The 17,483-nt window shown below is 40.9% G+C and carries 12 protein-coding genes; all 12 read right to left on the minus strand.

Features of this window, described 5'->3' with window-relative positions; all coding sequences use genetic code 11:
* Nucleotides 1-9: 9 nt before the first annotated feature.
* Nucleotides 10-3,534: a chromosome segregation protein SMC gene (gene smc, locus FXZ76_RS05250; protein WP_079536357.1), complete on the minus strand. Its 3,525-nt coding sequence runs from the start codon at nucleotides 3,532-3,534 to the stop codon at nucleotides 10-12.
* A 6-nt stretch (nucleotides 3,535-3,540) separates the two neighbouring features.
* Complete coding sequence (gene rnc, locus FXZ76_RS05255; RefSeq protein WP_079536359.1) at nucleotides 3,541-4,344, minus strand: ribonuclease III; 804 nt, start codon at nucleotides 4,342-4,344, stop codon at nucleotides 3,541-3,543.
* A 37-nt stretch (nucleotides 4,345-4,381) separates the two neighbouring features.
* Nucleotides 4,382-5,374 (minus strand): phosphate acyltransferase PlsX, encoded by a 993-nt coding sequence (gene plsX, locus FXZ76_RS05260; RefSeq protein ID WP_079536363.1) that lies wholly within the window; start codon nucleotides 5,372-5,374, stop codon nucleotides 4,382-4,384.
* A 76-nt stretch (nucleotides 5,375-5,450) separates the two neighbouring features.
* Nucleotides 5,451-5,630 carry a 50S ribosomal protein L32 gene (gene rpmF / locus FXZ76_RS05265; protein ID WP_079536365.1) on the minus strand — a complete coding sequence of 60 codons (180 nt, stop codon included), beginning with the start codon at nucleotides 5,628-5,630 and terminating at the stop codon, nucleotides 5,451-5,453.
* A 129-nt stretch (nucleotides 5,631-5,759) separates the two neighbouring features.
* Nucleotides 5,760-7,079 carry a S41 family peptidase gene (locus FXZ76_RS05270; RefSeq protein WP_079536367.1) on the minus strand — a complete coding sequence of 440 codons (1,320 nt, stop codon included), beginning with the start codon at nucleotides 7,077-7,079 and terminating at the stop codon, nucleotides 5,760-5,762.
* A 3-nt stretch (nucleotides 7,080-7,082) separates the two neighbouring features.
* Nucleotides 7,083-7,997, minus strand: coding sequence for a permease-like cell division protein FtsX (gene ftsX / locus FXZ76_RS05275; RefSeq protein WP_079536967.1), 915 nt, complete (start codon nucleotides 7,995-7,997; stop codon nucleotides 7,083-7,085).
* Entirely contained in the window at nucleotides 7,990-8,736 is a 747-nt protein-coding gene (gene ftsE, locus FXZ76_RS05280) for a cell division ATP-binding protein FtsE (RefSeq protein ID WP_147571615.1), read from the minus strand. Before ftsE ends, ftsX begins: the two co-directional genes overlap by 8 nt.
* A 246-nt stretch (nucleotides 8,737-8,982) precedes the next feature.
* Nucleotides 8,983-9,939 carry a transketolase family protein gene (locus FXZ76_RS05285; RefSeq protein WP_079536371.1) on the minus strand — a complete coding sequence of 319 codons (957 nt, stop codon included), beginning with the start codon at nucleotides 9,937-9,939 and terminating at the stop codon, nucleotides 8,983-8,985.
* A 16-nt stretch (nucleotides 9,940-9,955) separates the two neighbouring features.
* Nucleotides 9,956-10,780, minus strand: a complete 825-nt coding sequence (locus FXZ76_RS05290; protein WP_079536374.1) for a transketolase — start codon at nucleotides 10,778-10,780, stop codon at nucleotides 9,956-9,958.
* Between the two features lie 45 nt (nucleotides 10,781-10,825).
* Nucleotides 10,826-11,911 carry a peptide chain release factor 2 gene (prfB, locus tag FXZ76_RS05295; protein WP_079536969.1) on the minus strand — a complete coding sequence of 362 codons (1,086 nt, stop codon included), beginning with the start codon at nucleotides 11,909-11,911 and terminating at the stop codon, nucleotides 10,826-10,828.
* On the minus strand, nucleotides 11,901-14,678 hold the full coding sequence (gene secA, locus FXZ76_RS05300; RefSeq protein ID WP_079536376.1) for a preprotein translocase subunit SecA: 2,778 nt from the start codon (nucleotides 14,676-14,678) through the stop codon (nucleotides 11,901-11,903). Before secA ends, prfB begins: the two co-directional genes overlap by 11 nt.
* 126 nt (nucleotides 14,679-14,804) lie before the next feature.
* Nucleotides 14,805-17,372, minus strand: coding sequence for an AfsR/SARP family transcriptional regulator (locus tag FXZ76_RS05305; RefSeq protein ID WP_079536378.1), 2,568 nt, complete (start codon nucleotides 17,370-17,372; stop codon nucleotides 14,805-14,807).
* Nucleotides 17,373-17,483: the final 111 nt, after the last annotated feature.

Below are 17,483 nucleotides of genomic sequence, written 5' to 3' on the forward strand. Positions count from 1 at the left end.
CCCAGTAATTTATTCATCATTAAGAGCAAAGGCACTAAGCTTCTGCGAAATTACTTTTGTGATGCCATCTTCTTGCATTGAGACACCAAACAAAACATCAGCCATTTCCATTGTCCGCCTTTGATGCGTTATGAAAATAAACTGTGTTTCTTCTCTCATATTATCAATGTATGAAAGCATTCTTGACAAGTTAGTGTCGTCTAGCGCTGCCTCAACCTCGTCAAGTACATAAAAAGGTGTGTGTCTTGTGCTATAGAGCGCAAACAAAAAAGACAGCGCAACAAGCGATTTCTCGCCTCCTGAAAGAAGCGATATTTTTTTAATTCGTTTACCAGCTGGATTTGCGGAAATCAAAACACCAGATTCGTCTATGTTCTCAGGATTCGTGAGCTTGAGTTCACCAAACCCACCAGGGAACAGTTCTGTAAACACTTTTTTGAAATTCCGATTAACATTTTCAAAAGTCTTTTCGAACTGCTCTTTGAAACGCTTTTCAATTAATGCATTGATTTTTTCTATGGCTGAAATAGATTCTTTAATGTCTTCTAAATTTGAATTCATGAAGTCAAATCTGTCTTGCAATGCCTCATAATCGGCGCGTGCAGCAAGGTCAATAGAGCCAAGCTTTGTCATCTTTGTGTTAAGTTCATTTGCAACTGATTCAACTTCATCTCTGTTTTGCAACTCAGGCATTGAAAGCGCATCCATTAAAGAGCCTTCAAAATTCGACTCAATGCGTTCAGTAGCTGACTCAAGAGCTATGTCAATTTTTGTCAATTCAACTCTATTTGCACTAATTTTCTCGAAACATTCATCTTTTTTGTCAGTTTTTGCCGCAACTTCATTTCGACAATCAGAAAGTCTGGAAAAAAGAGAGGAAATGTGCTCTTCGTTTTTTGGATCATTAAAATCAAAAAGATGCGCCTTATTCCTAAATGTCGATTCAAGATTCGAAAGAATCTGTATCATATCTTGAATGTTTGCTGCTCTAAAGCCCACACCTCGTTTCTCACGTTCAAGATGAGAAATGCGTTTGTTGAGAGTGTGTTCACGTGATTTTTGAGAAGACTGAAGTCTGGAATAATAGGTACACCTCTCATCAAGCACAGCAAGCTCGGGCTTGTGAATGTTAAGTTGTGAGTTAAATTCGCTAATGTCATCAGCAAGCGCATCTCGCGCAGCCATGAGACGACTCATTTCGCTATTAGCTGAGCTTTCAAGCTCTCCTTCACGAGAAAGTTCATCCCGAAGAATATCAATATCATCTGTTTTTAAAACAACAATTTCACTATCGGCTATTTCTTTATTCAGATCGCCTAAAGTCTCAATGGTGTCTTCTAATTCCTTGCTTTTATTTTTATAGTCCGATTTGCTTGCATCAAGTTTGGCATTAACTTCTGCTAGTTTTTGAGAATAGCTTAAAGAATTTGCCTGGGCATCTCCAAGGGCACCTGCTGCAATTCTAGCTTTTTCAGTTAGTTCACAAACACACTTTTCGCTTTCTTTTAAAGCAGTTTTTATGTCTTCGATTTGGCGAGCACGATGCAAAATACCATTATCATGGGCAGCCGACTTTGAACTAAAGCTAACAACTCCATTTGCCCAAACAACGTCACATTCTTTTGTAGCAAACGTTAGGTTTTCATTTAATCTAGATTTTGCGATGCAATCCTCAATGCTCTCGCACACAAACACATTGCCAAGCAAGCAATTTATGATTTGCATTACGGCATCATTTCCTGAAATGTGACAGGTCAGCTTGTCGCACTTTTCACAATCGCCGTGAACAGACACACTTTTTGGTGCAATTAGAGATAGGGCAAAATCGGCATTTTGAGGAATCTCTCGCAACACTTGCAAAGCTTCATCTAAAGAACTAACTGTTAGAGAATCGGTGAGCTTGCTCAAAAGACCTTCACACAAACTCTCATAGCCTTTTTCAACATGAATTTGCTTGAACAAATAGTTGTTCTCAGTCAAGCTGTTGCTGGAGTCAACAAAGCGAGAAACAGACGAACTAACATCTTGTGATTTCGAAATCTTTTCCAAAGCTTTTAGCTGAGCTTGGCAAGAATCTTGCTCGATTCTTGCTTTTGAAAGCGCTTCTTCTGCAGCGATTTTAGCTTTGTTGCAACTAATGACAACCTGCTTTGCAGACTCATCACTTTGCCTTAAACTCTCCTGTAAATCGCTTGCGTTGTCAATGCTAGTTTTTTGAGTATTAAGAGTCTCTCTTAAAGACGATATCTTTTTCTCAAGAGAATCTTTTTTTTCATTTAAAAACTGAAGTCTTGCTTTTTCCCCTTCCATCTCAGCAATAGCCCGAGAGATTTGTTCTTGTAACAAACGAACCTGTTTTGAGTGAATAGACTGCTTTTCTTTTACTTGAGAAATTTCTTCGTCAAAGCATGCTTTCTTTTTATTAACTTCATCAAGACCTGCTTGAACTTCAGACACCTTCTGTGCAAGTTTTTCTTTTCTCTCGTTAGCTTCGTCAAAATTTTTGATGGTGTCTGTCTGCTTTTTTTGCAGAACTGCCAATTCCACACACGCTGATTGAGCATCTCGAGAAATTCTCTGAGATTCATCACGCGTCTGATCAAGAGATCGATCTAAAAGCATCAAAACGCTTTCAAGACGCGAAAGAAGTTCATTATATTTTCTAAATTCACCGCTTTGTTTGCCTCGAATTTCGTTTTCAGTTTTTATTTGTTCTGTTAGTTCTGTAATCTGAACATTAATCTTGCTAATGTCTTCATCAAGAGACTTGAGGCACAAATCGAGATTCGTTATGTTCGACGCAACATCTTGTTTAGATTTTGTTGACCGACGATAATCATCAACAGCTAGTTCAAGGTTAGCACGCATCAAATCGTCTTTGATCTCAAGATAGGTGTCTGCCTTTTTAGCTCGACGACGCAAAGGGACAAGCTGACGTTCAATTTCGGTCGTCACGTCATTTATTCTGTCAAAATTAGCTTGCATAGAATCAAGCTTGCGCATTGACTTTTCTTTTTTCTGCTTGTCTTTTAGAATTCCTGCAACTTCCTCGATGATGCATTTTAGCTGCATCTCATCGAAAGAAAGAACGGAGTCAAGCGAGCCCTGAGAAATGATGGAATGAGTTCCTTCACCAAGACCTGAATCGTGCAATATGTTTAAAACATCGAGGCGGCGAACGGGCGCATCATTTAGCCAATAGTCGCTCTCACCGCTTCTATACATCCTTCTTGTAATTTCAACTTGAGAATAATCGATGTTTAATGTGCCATCTGAATTGTCAAGACAAAGGCTAACTTCTGCCATTGCAGCACGTGATTTGTTTTTCGTACCAGCAAAAATAACATCTTGCATCGACTCGCCGCGAATGTTTTTAGCACTGCGCTCCCCTAAAACCCACAAAATAGCATCTGAAATGTTTGATTTGCCTGATCCATTTGGGCCCACGACGCACGAAATTCCAGGCTCAAAATCGAGCGTAGTCTTCTTCGCAAAAGACTTAAAACCTTTTAAAGTTAGTGACTTTAGATACATTGAGTTCTAATTTGAATCAGAAGAATCGTCTTTTTGCTTATCGAGCTTAAATAGCATTTCGGCCGGGAACTTAAAGCTCGACTTCTTCTTTTTCTTTTCGATTCGTGCAATGTGTTTGTCTAGCTGAGCCATCGAAGCACTAGCCGCATTAGCCTCAGCTTCTTTCTTCGATTTACCCTTGCCTTTTGCAAGAGCAATTTCTCCTGCAAAAACTTGAGTTACAAAAGTCCTGTCATGTGGAGGACCTTCCATTTTTATCAATTTATAGGTTGGAGTAACACCATGAGCTTGCATTTTTTCCTGAAGCATACTCTTAGGATTTTCAGGCTTGTCAGCCATGTGTGCATCCATTTTTGGGATTAAAGTGTCCAACACAAACTTTTGTGCAGCTTGCATTCCCCCATCCAGAAAAAGCGCTCCGACAACTGCCTCATAGACATTTTCCAGAGCAGAATGCATTCCACGCTTGCCCGTCCCAGTTTCAGAGGAGCCAAAAACTATTACATTTTTAAATCCTAGGCTGTCGGACAAATCAGAAAGAGTAGACCCGCTAACAAGCGACACTTTAATTCGCGTGAGACCACCTTCATCCATTTCAGGGAATGACATGTAGGCTTGATGAACCACGATTGCCCCAAGGACAGCATCGCCTAAAAACTCAAGACGTTCATAGGAATATTTTACAGGCTTGCCTTCTATGGCGCTTGGGTGCGTAATCGCGCTCAAGATTAAGTCCTGATCATTGAAATGATAGTCAATAATGTCTTGGACGAGATTGATTTTTTGTTCTTGTTCTGCGCTTAAACTCATTTGATTCAATTCTTTAAATAACGCTAATCTATAACGTCTATTTTATCGCGTCCTCAATGGCTTTTGACAGATCACAGCGGACAGTTTTTGCTGCTTCAAGAATCCCATTCTTTATGCCTTTTGCACTAGAAGAACCATGTCCTATGACAAAGACACCTTTCGTTCCAAGTAAAGGTGAGCCGCCCTGTTCATCTGGGTCAATTTTAATCTTGAGCTCCTTTAGTTTAGACCCAAGCAAAACGGCAGACAGTTTTTCCTTTGGTCCACTCATCAAAGCTTCCTTTAAGAGCTTGAACATAAGTTTTCCTGTGCCCTCAACAGTTTTTAGAGCCACATTGCCTGTAAAGCCATCGCAAACTACAACGTCAAAGTTGGAAAGCAAAAGGTCGCGTCCTTCGCAATTTCCATAAAAATTATCAAGTTTTTTCTTTAGCAACTTATTCGTTTCAATCGCAAATGCGCTGCCTTTTTCATCTTCTTCACCTATGTTTAAAAGTCCAACCCTTGGGTTTTCAACCCCATAAACTGAACGCATATACACAGTTCCGATTTTTGCAAATTGAAAAAGAAATTCTGGCTTGCAATCAGCATTAGCACCGACATCCATCAACAATGTAGGCTTGTTAAAACCAGGCAAAACAGAGCCTATAGCAGGTCGTTTAACTCCTCTTATTCTTCCTGTAATCAAAGTGGCAGCGCTAAGCATTGCTCCTGTGGAACCAGCTGAGAAAAAACCGTCAACCACTTCATCACGCACTAATCTAGCAGCGACAGGAATTGATGCGGTTTTCTTTCTTCTTATTGCATCTACGGGGTGCTCCGCCATTCCAATTACCTCGTTAGCAACAACTGGAACAATGCGGTCGTTTGCTTTTGCCATTTCGTTTACGACAGTTTCTTCCCCCACTGCATAAAGAATAATGTTTTTATCTTCAGATAGCGCTTGAAAAGCCCCCTGTATACACACGTCAGGAGCGTTATCCCCACCAAAGACATCGAGTGCAATTTTTACTGTTTTTGAATTATCCATATTAACTAAAAAACCGCATGAACTTTAAATCCATGCGGCCCCTACTAACAGTTTATTAAAAGCTTAACGTCGCAAACTATTCAGTTACGATTACTTCGCGATCTTTGTATGTGCCGCAGTTAGGGCAGACATGATGTGGAAGTTTTGCATGTCCACACTTTGGGCATGTGCATTTTGCTGGCGCATCAACTCTGTCATTTGCGCTACGACGATGATGAGTGCTCATTCTTCCTGTTCGTTGCTTTGGTACTGCCATGTCTGTCTCCTTGTACTATGTTAATAACTAAAATGTTTATGTTTATTTATGGCGCTTCACACGCGAAGATTTATTTTACAACAAAGTTCCCAAATTTTTATAAGAAAAAAACTTTGGCTATGGCCCTGCCTAACGAGATGATATGCTAATTGCACTGTCAATTGCGCTTCTTAATGGCTCAGTATCGAAATCATAGTCATCAACGCCAGCAACATCAATGTCAGGGTCAATTCCATGATCCTGGATTGAGTTTCCATTAGGAGTTATATATTTAGCTGCTGTATATCGAACTGCTCCCCCAAATGAAAGCTCACTTGTGGCTGCAAAAATTCCCTTTCCAGCAGTTTTTTCACCCACAACACTTGCTCTATTGTTGTCATGCAAAGCTGCAACAAAAACTTCTGCGGCCGCGGCGGTGTTAGAGTTTGTCAAAAGCACAACAGGCTTTTTTGTTATGGTTTCGCCTTCTGTTGTTCTATCTTGATTGCCATCAGCCGACTCTATTGTGACAAGTGTGCCAGTTTTTAGAAAATAGGATGCAGAGTCAAGTGCTCCACTCATATAACCACCCGGATTGTTTCTAACGTCGATAACAAAAGCCTTTATGTCCTCGCTGTCTAGTTGCTTAACTAATGTAGACAAAATGCTAGCGGTGTCCTCGTTAAACTGATGAATGTTAATGTAGGCAAGGCCGTCTGATATCTCAGATGTAACATTTGGGACATTCAAGCTGGCACATGTTAGGGAAACAGAATATTCATCTCCACTCTCGCCATATTTCGACAAGGGATGAACGAGGTTAATCATTAAACTTTCGTTAATTTTGTTAGCAATTAAATTGCGAACCTCAACGGCACTTTTGCCAACCTGGTTTTCACCATTTATGCTTTTAATATAGTCACCGGCTTTGACGCCTTTGAGTTCAGCTTCAGAACCATCAAAAACATCAGCTACATAAACGCGTCCGCTTGTTTCATTAAAGGTCACTCCAACTCCAGCATATGGATTAGCTTTTGATTCTGTAACAATTTTTGAATATTCAGCAGCTGAGTAATATTTAGCAAAACTGTCGCCAGTGCTTTTCAGCATCGCAGTTATCGCATCGGTCGTTGATTGCTCAATATCTATCGAATCAAAGCTGTTCTGAGACAACAAATCTTCAACTTCATCGACTCTTTTGGAAAGCGAATTGTAAACAGACTTCATCGATTTATTGTTTCCAACATCAGAGTTGGCTTTACTTTGGAATCTATTTAGAGTTGATTCCTCGCCAATTGGCACTCCAATAGACTCCATCAAAGAAACTTGTGATCTGAAAGCAAATCCAAGGAAAAAAGCAATACAGAAGCCTACAAAACAAGCAAGGACGACAACAATTCGTCTCGTCCTTGCCTTTTCTTTTAATAGTTTTGATAGCTTCGATTTTTCGTTTTTTGAAGCTGTGTCCATTAGTTAAACCTTTAGGTATCTCCTCATCGCCAGCAATGAACCTATGATACCGATAATTAGACCAAATGCTACAAGCGAAATATAAATCAATGTATAAACCGAGCCGTCAACATTAAAGTTCAGAAACTTAATCATGTTCTGCAACTGAGGAATCGCAAAACGACGCAGAAGCTCAATACACAAAATAGCAAGCGCAGAGCCTATGAGCGCATGCAGCGCGCCCTCCATCAAAAATGGCCCTCGAATGTAGCCATTTGACGCACCAACCAACCTCATAATAGCAATCTCTTTTCTTCTCGCAAGAATTGCCAGACGAATTGTGTTGTTGATAAAAATGAGAGCGATAAAAACAAGCACCAAGATTATAGCAATGCCTGCAATTCTAACGTAATTAGTTATCTGGAACAAACGCTCAACAGTTCCTTGCCCATACTTAACCGATTCACTCGAATCCTTTTCGTTGTCGCAAATCTTTTTAAAATCAGAATCATTAGCAATTTGCTTCGCTACAAGAGCCACGTTCTGGGAATCTACGAGCTCAACATTAATAGAGGCAGGAAGTGGGTTGCTTCCATCAAGACCCTCGATGATATCAGGGTTTGAAGAATTCGTTTTCTTAAAGTTTTCCATTGCCTGCTCTTTAGAAGTGAAACTGACACTTTTGACGCTATCAAACTTTTGAATCTTTTGCATCATTGCGGTGTAGTCGGCCTCACTGGCATCATCTTTGATATAGCAAGTAATTGAAACTTCATCTTCAACAGAAGACATTAACGAATCAAGCATTGATCCTGCTGCAATAAAAATGCCGATTATCAACAACGACAAAAAGATCGTAATAATCGAACCAACCGCAGTTGAAGCGTTGCGGGTGAAGCCCTGAATGGCTTCGCGGAAAAATCTAGCAATATTAGTCATCGAAACCATACACTCCTCTGTCTTGGTCGCGTGTCAATTTGCCTCTATCAAGAGCAATAACACGACGACGCATGTTGTCGACCATCTCACGATCATGCGTTGCCACCAAAACTGTGGTTCCTGTTCTGTTAATTCTTTCGAGAAGGTCCATAATGCCGCGGGAAGTTTGTGGATCGAGATTTCCTGTTGGCTCATCGCAAATCAAAAGCGGCGGGCGATTGACGATTGCTCGAGCGATGCTCACCCTTTGCTGTTCACCGCCAGAAAGTTGATCTGGCTTTTTGTTCATTTTTTCTTGCAGACCAACAAGTCTCAAAACTTCAGGAACTTGCGTTTTTACAACATGACGAGATTTACCGATAGCCTCAAGCGCAAATGCAACGTTCTCAAAAACGGTTTTGTTTGGAAGAAGTTTAAAGTCTTGGAAAACACATCCTATGTTTCTTCTGAGATATGGCACACGCCAGTTTCTCATAGAAGATAGGTCTTCATTAGCAATGGTAATTTTACCTTGAGTTGCACGAAGCTCTCGAGTTATCAGTTTTATAAAAGTTGATTTACCAGATCCTGAATGACCTACCAAAAACAAAAACTCGCCCGCAAAAATCTTCAATGAAATGTCAGACAAAGCTGGTTTGTTAGGTTGAGCTGGATAAATGTGTGTCACATGCTCAAAAGTAATGACAGGCTTGCCAACTGACTCTGTTTGTTCCCCTGTCTCAACTTGAGGAAGAGAAATGTCAAGTTGCTGTGTCGCACTTGGACGGTCGGCAACCTGCTGCCTAGCTGACCCGGGTCTTGTTGTTCTTGGGTTAGATGCAACCGCAGAATCGGCGGTGTCGGCACCATGTCTTGCATGACGAGAGCGCCTTGGGTTACCTTCTAATGCCACGTTTTAGCTCCATTTCTAAATTATCTGATAACACCTTGGAAACATAAATTATAAAGCTAACAAATATAGTTCGCAATAAACCATAGAGATTATTTACATGAGTGCGCGAGCAGCTTCTACAATTGCAGAAGAGTTTAGCCCAAACGCTTCCAGCAACTCATCAAATTCTGCACTCGTCCCAAAATGGTCCTTTACTGCAACAAAATTGCATTTGCATGGGCAAGCATGCGCAAGAGTTTGTGAAACAACTGAGCAAAGTCCGCCAAAAATTGAATGTTCTTCACACACTACAACCCTGCCAGTTTTTTTAGCACTGTTAACAACTGCGTCTACATCAAGTGGTTTTACACTGTAGAGGTCGATGACTTCAGCACTAATGCCAGACCGATCAAGCTCTTCAGCTGCCAAAATAGCTTCGTTAACCTCGACTCCGTTTGCAAAAATAGAAACGTCTGTGCCCTCTTTAATTAAATGAGACCCACCAAGTCTGAGATCAACATCTTCCGAATAAACCTGAGGAACTTTAGCACGTCCCATGCGAACATAGGCGGGCCCTTCAGTTTTTTCGACGAGTTTTAAAGCTGCCTTGCAAGAATTGAAATCAGATGGAACAACCACTTTCATCCTAGGCAAAACTTGCATTAGTGCAATGTCCTCAAGCATCTGGTGAGACCCTCCATCAGGCCCAACTGAAATGCCTGCATGAGTCGGACAAACTTTAACATTGAGGTCAGAATAACAAACAGTGTTTCTGATTTGGTCATAGCAACGACCAGTTCCAAATACAGCAAATGATCCAGTAAAAGCCACAGCACCAGTGAGTGACAAACCAGCGGCAACATCAATCATGTTCTGTTCCGCGATGCCAACATTAATTAGCCTGTCGGCGTGATTTGCTTTTAGCTTTTTTAAAGTTGTAGAGCCAGTTAAATCGGCATCTACTGCAACGATGTTTTCGCCCTGTTCAAGCAATTCAAGGAGAGTTTCTCCAAATGCTTCACGAGTGGCTCTTTTTTTAGAAGGTTTTGGGTTTAAGTAATTCTTGGTCATGTGTTTCACTTTACCTTTATGCAAGTTCATTAAGAGCAATTTCAAGTTCTTCGTCGTTTGGGGCTTTGCCATGCCAGCCAGCTTGGTTCTCCATAAAAGAAACACCTTTGCCTTTAATTGTGTTCGCGATGATGCACTTCGGTTTGCCTTCACGTTTCTTTTTAGCATCTAGCAACACTTCTTTGAGCTTGTCAATGTTGTGGCCATCGACGCTAACAACATCCCAGCCAAAAGCAGATGCTTTTGCGCTCAAGTCGCCAAGACTCATGACATCATTTACGTTTCCATCGATTTGGAGGTTGTTTCTGTCAATTATTGCAACAAGGTTATCGAGACCATATTGAGAAGCAAACATGAAGGCTTCCCAAACTTGACCTTCTTGACACTCACCATCGCCAAGAAGAGCAAAGACAGAATTTTTGTCATCGCCTTTAAGTTCTAGACCCAAAGCCTCACCACAAGCGATTGATAGGCCTTGCCCAAGAGATCCCGTTGAAACCTCAACGCCAGGGCACTTTAATCTGTCAGGATGCCCTTGTAAAATAGATTTATATTTTCTAAGTGTCGGAAGAGATGCTTTATCAACGTAGCCAGCATTGGCCAAAACTGCATAAAGAGCAGGTGCTGCATGCCCCTTCGCAAGAATGAAACGATCGCGCTCATCGCTTTTTGCATCATTTGGGTCGTGTTTTAAAACTTCACCAAAATAGAGCGTAACGAGTATATCGATGCACGAAAGGCTTCCGCCAGGATGACCACTTTTAGCGTTGTGAATCATCTTTACAATGTCACGACGACACTCTCTTGCAATGGCCTGCAATTCTTCTGTTGTAGTGTTCAAGTTTGATTTCCTTAAAAAAATTATTTAAATAGTTAAAAGCTCCCATTAAAGCGAAGCAATGTATTTATGATAACCGATAACAAAATCATCAATATCGCCGTTAAGAACTGCAGTTGTGTTGGAAGTTTCAATGTTAGTTCTAGTGTCTTTGACTAGCTGAAAAGGATACAGCACATAGTTTCTAATTTGAGAACCAAATGATGAATCCTGTTTTTCTCCACGCAATTCATCGATCTCTTCACGCCGCTTTAATTCTTCAATTTCATAGAGCTTTGATTTCAGAACGCTCAGTGCAGCCTCTTTGTTCAAAAGCTGGCTTTTTTCGTTTTGGCACGTAACAACTATACCAGTTGGAATGTGAGTTAAACGAACAGCGGAGTCTGTAGTGTTAACGCATTGTCCACCAGGCCCACTTGACCGATAAACATCAACTCTAACATCATTCATGTCAAGATCAACTTCAATGTCATCAGGCAAAACTGGCAAAACCTCTACACTAGCAAACGTGGTGTGTCTTCTCTTTTTTATGTCTGTTGGAGAAATTCGCACAAGACGGTGAACACCAATCTCGCTTCGTAACATTCCATATGCATTATGCCCAGAAATTTGCATAGTCACACGGTCAAGGCCAATTCGCTCGCCCTTAACGATGTCGAGAACGCTATATTTCCAACCCTTGTTTTCGCAATAATGAGCATACATTTTATAAAGCATCTCGGTCCAGTCTTGCGCCTCAAGACCCCCTTGGCCAGGATTAATGGTTAATATTGCATCTTCCTTGTCGAACTTCCCTGAAAACCACGATTCAAGCTCTAGCTGTGTTAGCTCTTCATCAAGTCTTTCAGCCAAACTATCTAAAAGCGGCTCACAGGCTGAATCCTCAAGCGCTAAGTCATGAGCACAGACAACATCATCATAGAGCTTACACGCACTTGCATAGGAGTCGATTGTGTTCTGCACTTCAGCTATCTCTTTTGAAAGCCTGCTTGCACGTTGCGCATCATCCCACACATCAGGTTTTTTAAACTCATTGTCAAGTTCAATCCGTCGCCCAAACAAATCGTTAATGTGTGAGCTCGCACGAACTTCATCTAGTCTCTTTTTTATTCCGGTAATATCTCTAGGCGCCATGACACTTTTTAAACTTTTTTCCACTGCCACAAGGGCAAGGATCATTTCTGCCAACATTAGCAAAAATATCATCCTTGTCTTTTACATATGTTTCAACTTTGCCTGTCTGGAGACGAGGAGGAGCCCCAGCACCCTGAGCTCGCATTTGTGCCTCTGCGTTAGCGCTTCGCAAACCCGGCTCATTTAACGACTCCTCAGGAGACGAATAGGACATCTCTCTTTCCTCTACAACATCATCTTCAGGCTTCGGCGCGACTGCGATTTGAATGCGCAACAGAGTCTTTAGATAGTCGTCATACATCGTCGCTGTCATATTCTCAAAAGCGTTATACGCTTCATTTTTGTACTCAACCAAAGGATCTCTTTGTCCAATTGCACGAAGTCCAATGCCTGTCTTCAGATAATCCATGTCAGAGAGGTGCTGCATCCAGCGAACGTCAATCATTCTAAGCATAACCTGGCTTGAGAGGTGCTTAATCCCATCTTCACCAAGCAAATTTTTCTTTTCATCGAGAATCGAAGAGAAATAATCATTCAAAGAATCTGCAACAACTTCTGGGTCATCGTCATGGTCAATCTCTTCAACCGACCAATCATCACGACCAGTTTGGTCTTGTACCCAAAGTTCTAGTGCATGCACATCCCACTCGCGAGAATCGTCTCCGACTAGGCACTCTTCAACATGCGCAGTAACAGCATCGTCAATGATTTCAGGAAGTTTCTCTGAAACATCCTTGCCATCTAGAATTGCATTTCTTTCTTCATAAATTGCTTTTCTTTGCAAGTTCATGACGTCGTCATATTCGAGAACATTTTTTCTAGCAGCAAAATGCATTGTTTCGACTTGACGCTGTGCCGACTCAATGGCTTTTGAAACCATGGATGCTTGAATTGGCATGTCGTCTTCCATTCCAGTTTTTTCCATCATGCGAGAAATGGAATCCATTCTGTTCCCACCAAAAAGACGCATTAAGTCATCTTGAAGAGATAAGTAAAATTGCGTTGTACCAGGATCCCCCTGACGACCAGAACGGCCACGAAGCTGATTGTCGATTCTTCGAGATTCATGTCTCTCAGTGCCAATAACGCACAAACCACCTGCCTCGAGCACTTCTTTTTGCTCTTTATCGCAGGTTTTTTTAGCTAATTTAAAAGCTTTATCTCTTTCATCCTGAGATGCAAACAAGTCGTTTTTATTCCCATCTTCGTCAAATTCAGGAGCATCAGGATCAAAGCCATCAAGCCGAATAATGTCTTGTGCTAATACATCAGGATTACCACCTAAAATGATGTCAGTTCCACGACCAGCCATGTTGGTAGCAATAGTGACAGCACCGACGCGTCCAGCTTGTGCAATTATGTGAGCTTCACGCTCGTGGTTTTTAGCATTGAGGGTTTCATGTTTGATTCCGCGCTTATCAAGCAAGCGCGAGAGCTTCTCACTCGTTTCAATTGACACAGTGCCAATCAAGCAAGGCTGACCATTTGCATGACGCTCAGCAATGTCATTTGCAACGGCATTAAACTTCGCATCTACTGTTTTATAAATCAAATCGTTTCTGTCATCACGAATAACAGGCTTGTTAGGCGGAATGGAAAACACTGGAAGTTTATAAATTTGTCTGAACTCAGCATCTTCAGTCATAGCCGTGCCAGTCATGCCAGACAACTTGTCATAAAGTCTAAAGTAGTTCTGAAGCGTGATTGTAGCAAGTGTTTGGTTTTCATCAAGAACCTTAACGTGTTCCTTTGCCTCAATTGCCTGGTGAAGGCCTTCAGAATAGCGCCTACCTTCCATGATTCGGCCAGTAAATTCATCGACAATTTTAACCTGGCCATCAACAACGACATAATCAACATCGCGCTTGAACAAGAATTGCGCTTTAAGAGCCTGTTGCAAGTGATTAGCAAGCACACCTGTCGTGTCAGAATAAATATCATCGACCCCAAGCATGTTTTCTACCTTTGCAAGACCAGCTTCGGTAGTCGCAATCGTCTTCTTTGCCTCATCCATCTCAAAATCAACATCTCTTTCGAGATTTGGCATAACTGAAGCAAACTTGCGATAGGTCTCCGCTGCATGCATGCCTGGACCTGAAATGATGAGAGGAGTTCTTGCCTCGTCGATGAGAATGGAGTCAACTTCGTCAACCACGCAGAAAGAATGGCCACGCTGAACTCGAAGCTCTGGCCGTGTAACCATGTTATCTCTCAAATAGTCAAAACCAAACTCAGAGTTGGTCCCATATGTTACATCGGCTTTATATGCAGGAATTTTTGTTTTTTGATTCATTCCATTTTGGATGAGTCCAACCCTCATTCCCAAAAGCTCATAAACTTTTCCCATCCATTCGCAGTCGCGCTTTGCAAGGTAATCATTAACGGTAACGATGTGAACATTGTTGCCAGGTATCGCATTTAAGTAACCAGCAAGTGTTGACACGAGAGTCTTGCCTTCACCAGTTTTCATTTCGGCGATTTCGCCAGCATGCAAAGACATTCCACCAATCAACTGAACATCAAAATGTCGAAGCCCAATGGTTCGCTTTGAAGCCTCACGAACTGTTGCAAATGCCTCACACAACAAATCGTCTAGGGTCTCACCATCTGCAAATCTCTTTTTGAATTCCACAGTTTTTTGCGCAAGCTCCGCATCTGTTAGTGCAACAATTGAACTTTCAAGCTCGTTGATTCGATTGACTTTTCCTTGATATTTTTTTAGCTGTTTTCCTTCACCTGCAGAAAACAACTTAGACAACAAACTCATCTAAATTCCACCTCAGTTTTTAAAGAAACAATTGAGTCATACAAACTATAAATTTTACTACACTAGCTTTTAGGGGTAAAAGCCCAAAAGGTGAGCTAAGCATTTATAAAGGTGTGAGCGGTTAGCCTAGGTCAACAGCGACTTGTAGATTGACTGCAAACCATCAGAGGGTTTGATTCCATAGGAAACATCTAATGCATCACGACATTCAAAATAGGTCGAAAATGCAGAAGATCGAAGATGAAGTGCACTTTGGGCTTTCATAATCAATTCGTAGGCATCTTCTCTGTTTCTATCAATTTCTTTTGCCTGTTTTGCAAACCATAGAGCATTTCGATATTCTTCTTTTTGCATGAAGTTAACAGCAGCTAATATCAAAGAATCGATTAGTTGCTGCTCATAGGCATATCTAAGCTCAGGCAAATTGATTTTATTGCGAATCATAGGGATGAGAGGACGCGAGAAACGTGCTACATCAGCTGAAAGCTTATCCATGTCACGAAGCAGAACTTCCGGCTCGAAGCATAGCTTATTACAAAAAGAATCGAACTCCAGTAAATCACTTTCACAATGTTTGGCATCAAGGTAATATCCAACAGAGCTTTTCTTTATAAAGTCGAAACCAGATTTGAAATTTAATTCTTTCTTTAAGTGAGATAGCGTGGAATAAAAGTTTCTGTGTTTGCACTCGATGCTGGGCGCGTCTTCCCATATCTTTTCAACAAGTTCATCGCGTCCAAGTTCTCTTCCCAGGTTTTTGGAAAGCCAAAACAACATGTAGCAGGGGTTTTTCTTCCTTAAAATGTCGCTTTCAAAATAGTGGCCATTTAACTCTATTTGTGCGCAACCAAAAAATGTGAGACGCAATTTGTAGGAAGGCTTTTCACGACGAGGCTCAACTGGCTTTACAACAGAAGGTTTCTTTTGATTTAAAGCTAAGGTCGAACAGCAGGCAATTGCATCTTTCGCTCGAGCAGAATGCATTTCTTCAATAATAGATTTTGCTGATTTATCAATTTTTTTCAAAGCTTTATCATTTAGGTGGTCACAATATCTGATTACCTCGCGAACTGCGTCTACAAGCTCAAAATAAAACTTATCTTCGACACCTGCAACATTGGCTTCGTTGATGACAAACTCAATCAAACACTCAAACAAATCACGAACAAAGTTTAGGTCTTCGACATTACCAAACAGTCTCTTATAACAAACTTCTAAATCGTCTGCTCCGTTTAAAAAGAACAAAAAATCGCTAATAACTAGTCTTGAACAAATTAATAGAGCACACAGATTTGAATCGTCTAGCCGTGATGAACTGTAAACGTTGATCTCGTCTAACAGAACAACAAAACCTCGGTAGCGGTTATCAACATAGGTTAACAATATGTCATTAAGCAAGAGCAGCGACTCACCCTTGATTCGACAACCAGAAAAAACATCTTCGCTCAAAATTTGAGCTTCATAAAGACCTGTGCACTCTAGCGCTTGCTTTGCATATTCATATCTATCTTCAACTCCACATGATGCAATAGAAAGCAAACTTGCCAAAAGGCGCTGAGAAGGTAGAGAATTATGTGACCTAAATAGTTTTAAATTAAACTCTTCTGTGCCCACCTGGTTAGAAGTAGCATAATTTGCAACTAAGTTGATTGTGTTGACCTCGTCACGTAATTCCTTTAGCTGTTGAGGAGTTATGCATGTTGCTTTTACAAAAAGACCAATTTGGCCAGCGTCAATTAAAGTAATGCCATTATTTATTGCCCATCTAACGACATCATTAACTTTACAAAAAGCAGAAACTAACTCATAGGCCCTCAAATATTGTTTTCTTTCAACAAGAATACCAGCCAGTCCAAACAAAAATTCTGTTTCATCTGAAAACACACTTGACCTAACAATTTCGCTCATTGCATAATTTAGACCCTGTTTCATGAGTGATGCATCAATTTTGCAAGAGCTAAAAGCTCCTTTTTTGCAATCAATTCCAAGATGTGGATAGAATAGTGAAAATTTGTTAAAGATGCTTGCAACATTTTTAGCAGTCGACAATCCTTCTATATCTTTAACATTTCCTACCTGCAATGCAAGAATGCTGAAATAGACAAGCAGTTCAGAGCGCCTTAAGCCATAGTCTCTAATCGAATTAAAGAATTTTTCAAAATGATTATTAGAGTAACAAAGAATTGGAACACTTTTGTCTTCAGCATCTTCTCTGTCTTGAAACACGAATTCCTCTGGACGCAAAACAGCTAGACTCAACTGCTTAAGAAAAGAAGGGTTTGCCTCGGGGGCAGTGGTGATCAGGATTTCAACGCCAGACTCACTGATTGTTTCCACGATTTGTTCAAACTCACACAAATCCTCTCCAACAAGCTTTGGTACGTTATCAAAAACGCAAATCGCAGCGCCATTAGCTTGATTGCTGAAGTGATTAAGCATTTCTGAATTTTGCAAATCACGAAAAAAGCAAGGAGAAGAGCAATCACACCAAAACACGGTTGAATCCGAAAACATCATTTTTACATACTGCGAGCACACAGTAGTTTTGCCATAACCAGAAGGAGCAACGAGCAAGCGAGGTCTTCGACGCTCTTGCACAAGCTTGCTCAATAAAGTGCTTCTCTCGATTAGACTGTCATCAATTTTTGGGAGACTACAGACTTCTAAAACGCATCTTTCGACAAAAACTGACATACCAACCACCCTTCAATCAGTTTTTTAAGGAAGAAGATAATTGCGCTAATTTTCGATTTTGTCAAAAGAAGATAACGTGCAGCACAAAAGCAATAAACCACAAGCTAAAAG

The organism is Phoenicibacter congonensis, assembly GCF_902386915.1.
In the GTDB taxonomy this organism is placed as follows: domain Bacteria; phylum Actinomycetota; class Coriobacteriia; order Coriobacteriales; family Eggerthellaceae; genus Phoenicibacter; species Phoenicibacter congonensis.